The following is a 6,940-nucleotide window of genomic DNA, read 5'->3' on the forward strand; positions in this document are numbered from 1 at the left end:
GGCTCAAATGAAAGATCAACACAACCTAGAATGGAAGTTAAGCCTACTTGCCGTGAGTGCCCATGAGCCTTTTGCCCACTTCCGCTGCTCCCCTAGCCATTGCTCCGACAGCAGCCAAGCCAAGGCGACTGGACTTCGAGGTGGTGATTGCCGGAGCTGGGATGGTGGGATCCACCTTGGCAGCCGCTTTGGGCCAGGCCGGAATCCGTGTTGGGCTGATCGAGGGGCGGGATCTCTCGCAGGGGGTGGGGGCGGATGGCCGAGCCAGCGCTTTGGCTCTGGGGACAGCCCGCATTCTGCAGCGAATTGGGGTGTGGCCCCTCATGGAAGCCTGGGGAGTTTCTCCCATTCACCGCATTCAGGTCTCTGATGGGGAAAGCCCCTGGATGGCTCAGTTGTGCCGCGAAACGCTCCAAGCGCCGGCCCTGGGCTACGTCGTGGAAAATCAAATCACCCAAAAAGCTCTGTTGCAGCGCATTCGCGAGTGCCCTTCGGTAACCCTTTTCAGCCCCGCCCAGGTGCAAAGTTTCTCCCCTGCAGCAGATCACCTGCGGGTAGAGCTGCTGGCTCAGGAGGGATCCCGGCAAACCCTGCGGGCTGCTCTGCTGGTGGTTGCAGATGGGGCCCGTTCGCGGCTGCGGGAACAGGCTGGGATCCCGTTATCCCGCTGGGGCTATGGGCAGGTGTGCATCGTTTCCACCCTCACCCATGAGCATCCTCACCAGCAGGTGGCCTACGAGCGCTTTCAGGCCAGCGGCCCCTTCGCCATTTTGCCCACCCCCGATCCCCATCGCAGTTGCGTCGTCTGGACAGTGCGCCAAGCGGATCGAGATCGGCTGATGGGCTTGTCTGAGGCTGAGTTTTTGCAGGCCATCCGGCCCTGCTTTGGATCCCAGTTGGGAGCCTTGCTGGCGGCCTCTCCCAGAGCCTGTTATGAGCCACAGCGGGCCCATGCCCAAACCTACATCGGATCCCGGCTAGCTTTGGTGGGGGATGCTGCTCACACCACCCATCCGCTGGGGGGGCAGGGGGCCAACCTGGGCATGCGGGACGTGGCAGCTTTGGCCGCCCTGTTAATCGAAGCCAAACTGACAGGCCAGGATCCCGGCGATCCGGCTTTGCTACAAGCCTACGAGCGCTGTCGCCGCCCAGAAAATGCGCTGGTTCTTTTCGCAACCGATGCTGCCAATCGCCTCTTTTCCAACCGAAGCTGGCCGTTGCTGGTTTTGCGTCGCCTGGGCCTGTGGGGACTGGAGGTTTTGCCGCTGCTCAAGCCTGCTTTGATGCGCCAAGCAATGGGGATCCGCCCCCACCAACCCCAACTGCAGCAGCTCCCTTTCCCTGCACCCCCGGAACCTCTGGCTACGCCTGTCTAGATCCGGCCAAACTGTTGAGAGCTGGGCCCAGATCCTCGCCCGCCGCCTTTGTCCCCAGCAGACCAAGCGCTCCACAGGGATCAAGGCTGCTCCAGAGGTAGATCGGAGAACAGCAATGGGGCAATATTGGCCGCCTGGTTGATGGGGATCTCGTCGTTGACGGCATACTGATAAAACTGATCCAAGCGCCGACACAAACCTTCTGGGGTCAAAGCCTGCACATTGGAGCTGATGATATAGCTTTGGGAAGGAGAGGCGCGAAACGCTTGAAAGGCTTTGCGACAAAAGTCCTGCTTGGCCTCCGGGTCTGCTTGTCGCCATTCTGGCCCCGTCAGCTTTCCGGAGAGAGTAGGACTACTTGCCGCGACCAGAGGCAGTCCCGTTCCCAAAACCAGACCGCCCAGGATGAGCAGCAGGAGGATCCCTTTCAGGAACACCTGACGCCAAAAGAACCCGAGCTTTTGCCCGTTTTGCACCATTGTTGGATAGGCTAAGTGGGTAGGTTGGGATGCCATAGCACCCCTAGCCATCATATCGATCTTCCCGATCCAACTTCATCCCGTTCTCAGAAGCCGACAGCAGACCTGCTCGCCCACAGGCAAGGGTGGCAACAAGTTCTCAACCCATGGCCCGCAGCAAGCCCCGCCAAAAACAGCGCTTTCCCCATCTGCTTGGCTCCAAGTGGACTTCCGCTCAGCCCGTCATGGGTTGGCGACACTTTCAGGTCACTGCTCGCCAACAAGGGGAAGGAGGGCTGGTGTTTGCCGAGCTCAGAGCCGTCTGCGATCCCCAGGTGCGCCTCTGGGTGAACGCTGCTACCCTGAAAAACCGGGCCCTTTGGCAAGCGGGTTGGATTCCCTGTGGTCTCCAGGATGCTGCTGCGGATAGGGAAGCCACGGGATCCCTCCGGCCAGAGCTTGGCTTCATCACCAGAGATGGCAGTGGCAACGTATCCTAAACTTCAGGTAACCCAGAGGCCAGGAGAAAGCTAGATGCCCAAATGTGACGTTTGCGGAAAGGAGCTCAGCTACGGGGATTATCAGTGGGCCAAGCGCTGTACCAATTCTTACGGAAAATCCCATCTTATCTGTTTTGATTGCTACAGCGGCTCCGCCTGCCCGATATGCTGCTCTCCTTTAGAGGCTGCTGAGTAAGGGGGGTTGACCGGCAACTCTCTCTCGAAGCCCACTGTACCCTCTGAGCGGAAGAACTCCAGCAGTTTCTTCAGGAAATGAGGCTCAAAACAGTGCCCCAGCGATTTTATGGTTCTTCGAGGACGGAAAAGCAGTGCGGATTGGTCAGGGCTACGACATTCACCGCCTGGTGGCAGAGCGCCCCTTGATCCTGGGCGGGATCCGGATCCCTTACGAAAAGGGGCTATTGGGCCATAGCGACGCCGATGTCCTCACCCACGCCATCATGGATGCTCTCCTGGGGGCAGCAGCCCTGCGGGATATTGGCTTTTACTTTCCCCCGGAAGAAGAACGCTGGAAAGGGGCCGATAGCATCCTTCTATTGCAGCAAGTGGTGCAACTGGTGAGCCAAGAAGGCTGGCGAATTGTCAATGTGGACAGTGTGGTGGTGGCGGAGCAGCCGAAGCTCAAACCTCACATCCCCGCCATGCAAGCCCGTCTAGCCGAGGCAATGCAGATCTCCCCTAAGCAAGTGGGGGTAAAGGCCACCACCAACGAAAAGCTGGGCCCCGTCGGCCAGGGAGAGGCCATTGCTGCCTTCGCCGTAGCCCTGTTGCTGGAGTGCTAACCTTCCCAGCAGAGTCTGAAAAGAACCTGGTCATCGCCCTGCCCGAGCTGCCAAACTGGCAAGCAACCGCTCCCGCAAAATCGCCGTGAAACCACCCGTCGCCTCGATCCCCAACTTTCCCTCTGGGAAAAGGGCCGGGGGCGCGGGCCAGTCTTCTAGGAGAAAGGCTGGGGGTGAGGGCCTTAGTGGTGTGGAGCGCTTGCGCCTCCAGCACAGGACAGCAACGGGCCGTCTCAAACCTGCTTGGAACGACAACTTGGCAAAGGAAATGGTGGGCCAAAACAGCACCTCAACAGACCAGCTCAAGAGAAGCCTTTTTGTCCCTCTACTCTTGGGGATCCTTCTGCTCTGGCTCAGCGCTTGTGCCACGCCCACCCGCCCCCCCCATCTGGTTGCCACGGTGACTTCGGATCCCAAAACCTTCAACACCTATCTGGCCGCCGAAAGCTCTAGCCGCGACGCTATCGCCTACCTAGAGGCGGGCTTGGTCACCTTGGATGAGGATACCCTCTTGCCCAAACCGGAGCTGGCGGAAGGCTGGGAAGTGTCTGAGGACGGCTTGCGGTATGTCTTTACCTTGCGGGAGGGGCTGCGCTGGTCGGATGGAGAGCCTCTGACAGCAGCAGATGTGGACTTTACCTTTAACCGCATCATCTTCAACGAGCGGATCCCGACTTCTGCGCGGGATGTGAAGCGAATTGGAGAAGCCGGAGCATTGCCTCAGGTGCGGGCGCTGGACGAGCGGCGGATTGAGTTCGTTTTGCCGGAGCCTTTCGCTCCCTTTCTGCTGCAGGCCGGATCCCCTATTTTGCCCAAGCACATCCTCGAGCCCACTGTCGAGCAGTTGGACAGCCGGGGCAACCCCCTTTTCTTGCAAACCTGGGGTATCGACACGCCGGTGCAGCAATTGGTGGGGGCTGGCCCCTATGTCATGCAGGAATACACCCCTGGCCAACGGCTGGTGTACCGGCCCAATCCCTACTACTGGAAGGGGGAAGGGATCCCGCGCATTGAACGGGTGATCCTGCGCATTGTGGACTCAGAGGACACCGCGCTGCTGCAGTTTCGCTCCGGCGAGACCGACGTGCTTTCCGTGCGGGGGAGGGATTTCCAGCTCTTAAAGCGAGAAGAAGAGCGAGATCAGTTCACCATCTACAATCTCGGCCAGACTTTGAACAACAATTTCTTTGCCTTCAACCTCAGCCGAGCCCGCGATCCCCAGACCGGGCGGCCCTTTGTGGATCCCGTCAAAAGCCGCTGGTTCAACGATTTGAACTTCCGCCGGGCGGTGGCCCATGCCATGAACCGGCAGTTTTACGTCGATAGCGTTCTGCAAGGGTTGGGCGAGATCCAGCACTCGGTTTTCTCCCCCGCCAGCCCTTTCTACCTCAGCCCCGAAGAGGGCTTGCCCACCTACGACTACAACCCTGAAAAAGCGCGGCAACTGCTCCTCGATGCCGGATACACCTATGATGCTGAGGGCCACCTGCGGGATTCCGAGGGCAACCGTGTCCGTTTCACCTTGCTCACCAACGCCGGCAACAATCAGCGGGAGGCCACTGGCGCGTTGATCAAAGCTGATCTGGAGCGGATCGGCATCACCGTTGATTTTACCCCCATCGCCTTCAACACCCTGGTGCAGCGCACCGATAGCCGCGACTGGGAAACCCTGCTGCTGGGCTTTGGTGGCGGCGGCACCGAGCCCAACAACGGCTCCAACATCTGGCGCAGCGACGGCCGTTTGCACCTCTTTAATCTGGGAGATTTGCCCGGCAACCCGGCAGAAGGGGTTGAGGTCAGCGATTGGGAACGGGAGATCGACCGCATCTTTATCGAAGGGGTGCGGGAGCTAGACTTTGAAAAGCGCAAGGCCCTCTACGACCGGTTTCAAATCATCATCCAGGAACAGCTGCCCCAAATTGGCACTTTCAACCCCCTGGTTCTCTCAGCCCTGCGCAACCGCATTCAAGGGGTGGATCCCCGACCCATTCTGGGGCAATTGTGGAATTTGGATCAGCTCTACATTCAAGAGTAGAACTTCTGATGACGTGTCTGATGATGCATCTGATGATGTGGGATAGGGAGAGGCTGTCTGAACTGTTGAGTTGTGTCCCTATCGCCACATTTGGCAGGTGAAACTTAGTTGTAGGTTGTGTTGCGGATGTCTTGAATTTTGCAACTATTTCACCGTCAATTCCACGTCCCCCGCACTCCTGAGGACGGTGATCCCCACCCCTCCTGACTGCAGATAGAGACCGATGTCCAGGGATCCCTGGCCCACCTGCACATTCTCAAGGATGACGTGGGGCAGCCACAGGGGCAGAGTGGGCTTGGTTAAATGTACCCGTTGAGCCAGCCCGTCGATCTCCAGCCCCAGACAAGCCTGCAGCAGCAAAAACACACTGGCCGCCGCCCAAGACTGGGGCAGACAGGCCACCGGATAAAGGGTGGGGCCCTCCCGCTGTCGCCGCCGAAAGCCACAAAACAGCTCAGGCAGCCGCTTCAGCTCCAGAAACTGGCTGGCATCGAACAGCGCTGTCAAGACCCGCACCGCTTCGCCCTTGAAGCCATAGCGAGATAAGCCTGCGGCAATCAAGGCATTGTCGTGGGGCCAGATGGAGCCGTTGTGGTAGGACATGGGGTTGTAGCGGCCCTCTCCCTCCGGCACCGTGCGGATCCCCCAGCCGCTGAAGAAAGCTGGCTCCAGCAGTTGCCGGGCAATGCAGGCAGCATGCTCGGGATGGGCGATCCCCGAAAACAGACAGTGGCCCATGTTGGAGCTGCGCACCCGGCAAGGTTGCTTCTGGCCATCCAAAGCCAGGGCATAGCCCCCCAACTCTTCGCACCAGAAGTGATCCCAAAACTGCTGCTGCAGCTCTTCCGCTTGTTGCCGCAACTGGGCTGCTTGCTCTTGCCGCCCCAGCAGCTCGGCCATCTCTGCTGCCAACTGCTTAGCTTCGTAGGCATAGCCCTGCACCTCGCACAGGGCCAAGGGGGGTTCTGCCAGGGATCCGTCCGGGTAGAAGATGGCATCTTCAGAATCTTTCCAGCCCTGGTTGCGCAGGCCCCGCCGCGCCTTGCCGGCATACTCCAAAAAGCCGTCCCCGTCCGCATCCCCGTAAGTGTCCATCCAGTGCAGGGCTGCTTCGATGTTTGGCCAGAGCTGCCGCAACAGCTCTAGATCGCCGCTGCGCTGCACATAGCGTCCTGCCAACACCACAAACAGAGGGGTGGAGTCAATGCTGCCGAAATAATTGCCAAAGGGGATCTCGCGGGTTTTGGCCATCTCGCTGCGCCGCTGCTCGTGCAGGATCTTGCCAGGCTCGGCATCGCGGCTGGGATCCACCTCCTGGGCCTGATGGGCCGCCAGATAGAGCAACACCCCTCGGGCCAAGTCCGGGAACCACCAAAGAGTAGCCAAGGCGGTGATCAGGGCATCTCGCCCGAAGACCGTGGTAAACCAAGGCACCCCCGCATAGGGATAAAGCCCGTAGGGAGTGCGGGTGAGCATCATCAGCAGATCATCCCGCGAGGCGTTGAGCCAATCGTTAAACTGAGCATTGCCGGTGTCGATCCGGTGGGCTTGCGCCCGCAAGGAAGCCCTTTGCTCCCGCTCCGCCTGCAGAGCCTCCTGGTAGGTCAAAGGGGCAATCTCCTCCCCGACATAGCCGCAGATCACCCTCAGCTCCAAATCCCGTTCCTCCTGCGGGGCCAAAGGCACCCACCACTGCGCCAGCTTCTCCGACACTAGCTCCGGCGCCGGCAAAAATTGCAACTGGGTTTGCCGCTCCACTCCATCTAAG

At 59.7% G+C, this 6,940-nt stretch carries 6 protein-coding genes; 4 read left to right on the top strand and 2 right to left on the bottom strand.

Annotated features, from left to right (window positions below; all coding sequences use genetic code 11):
- Positions 1–62 precede the first annotated feature (62 nt).
- Complete coding sequence (locus tag NW856_RS07875; RefSeq protein WP_414399744.1) at positions 63–1,376, top strand: UbiH/UbiF/VisC/COQ6 family ubiquinone biosynthesis hydroxylase; 1,314 nt, start codon at positions 63–65, stop codon at positions 1,374–1,376.
- A gap of 80 nt (positions 1,377–1,456) precedes the next feature.
- Here the strand turns inward: NW856_RS07875 and NW856_RS07880 are convergent, their stop codons facing one another.
- Positions 1,457–1,891, bottom strand: coding sequence for a hypothetical protein (locus NW856_RS07880; RefSeq protein WP_148202694.1), 435 nt, complete (start codon positions 1,889–1,891; stop codon positions 1,457–1,459).
- A 110-nt stretch (positions 1,892–2,001) separates the two neighbouring features.
- Here NW856_RS07880 and NW856_RS07885 point away from each other — a divergent pair, with 110 nt between their 5' ends.
- The 3 genes from NW856_RS07885 to NW856_RS07895 all read left to right on the top strand — a co-directional run bounded on the left by NW856_RS07885 (position 2,002) and on the right by NW856_RS07895 (position 5,172).
- Positions 2,002–2,334: a TIGR02450 family Trp-rich protein gene (locus tag NW856_RS07885; protein WP_414399745.1), complete on the top strand. Its 333-nt coding sequence runs from the start codon at positions 2,002–2,004 to the stop codon at positions 2,332–2,334.
- A 329-nt stretch (positions 2,335–2,663) separates the two neighbouring features.
- The gene (gene ispF, locus NW856_RS07890; RefSeq protein WP_414399746.1) at positions 2,664–3,137 is read left to right on the top strand and encodes a 2-C-methyl-D-erythritol 2,4-cyclodiphosphate synthase; all 474 of its coding nucleotides are present in this window, start codon (positions 2,664–2,666) and stop codon (positions 3,135–3,137) included.
- Between the two features lie 331 nt (positions 3,138–3,468).
- Positions 3,469–5,172, top strand: coding sequence for an ABC transporter substrate-binding protein (locus NW856_RS07895; RefSeq protein ID WP_414399747.1), 1,704 nt, complete (start codon positions 3,469–3,471; stop codon positions 5,170–5,172).
- Positions 5,173–5,316: 144 nt separating this feature from the next.
- Here the strand turns inward: NW856_RS07895 and NW856_RS07900 are convergent.
- On the bottom strand, positions 5,317–6,940 hold a 1,624-nt coding region (locus NW856_RS07900), incomplete at its 5' end, for an MGH1-like glycoside hydrolase domain-containing protein (RefSeq protein WP_414399748.1).

This window comes from Synechococcus sp. R3-13, assembly GCF_047462195.1.
GTDB lineage: Bacteria > Cyanobacteriota > Cyanobacteriia > Thermostichales > Thermostichaceae > Thermostichus.

Coding starts and splice junctions, on each gene's coding strand:
- NW856_RS07875 (WP_414399744.1), top strand. CDS start 63: ATGAGCCTTTTGCCCACTTCCGCTGCTCCCCTAGCCATTGCTCCGACA.
- NW856_RS07885 (WP_414399745.1), top strand. CDS start 2,002: ATGGCCCGCAGCAAGCCCCGCCAAAAACAGCGCTTTCCCCATCTGCTT.
- NW856_RS07880 (WP_148202694.1), bottom strand. CDS start 1,891: ATGGCATCCCAACCTACCCACTTAGCCTATCCAACAATGGTGCAAAAC.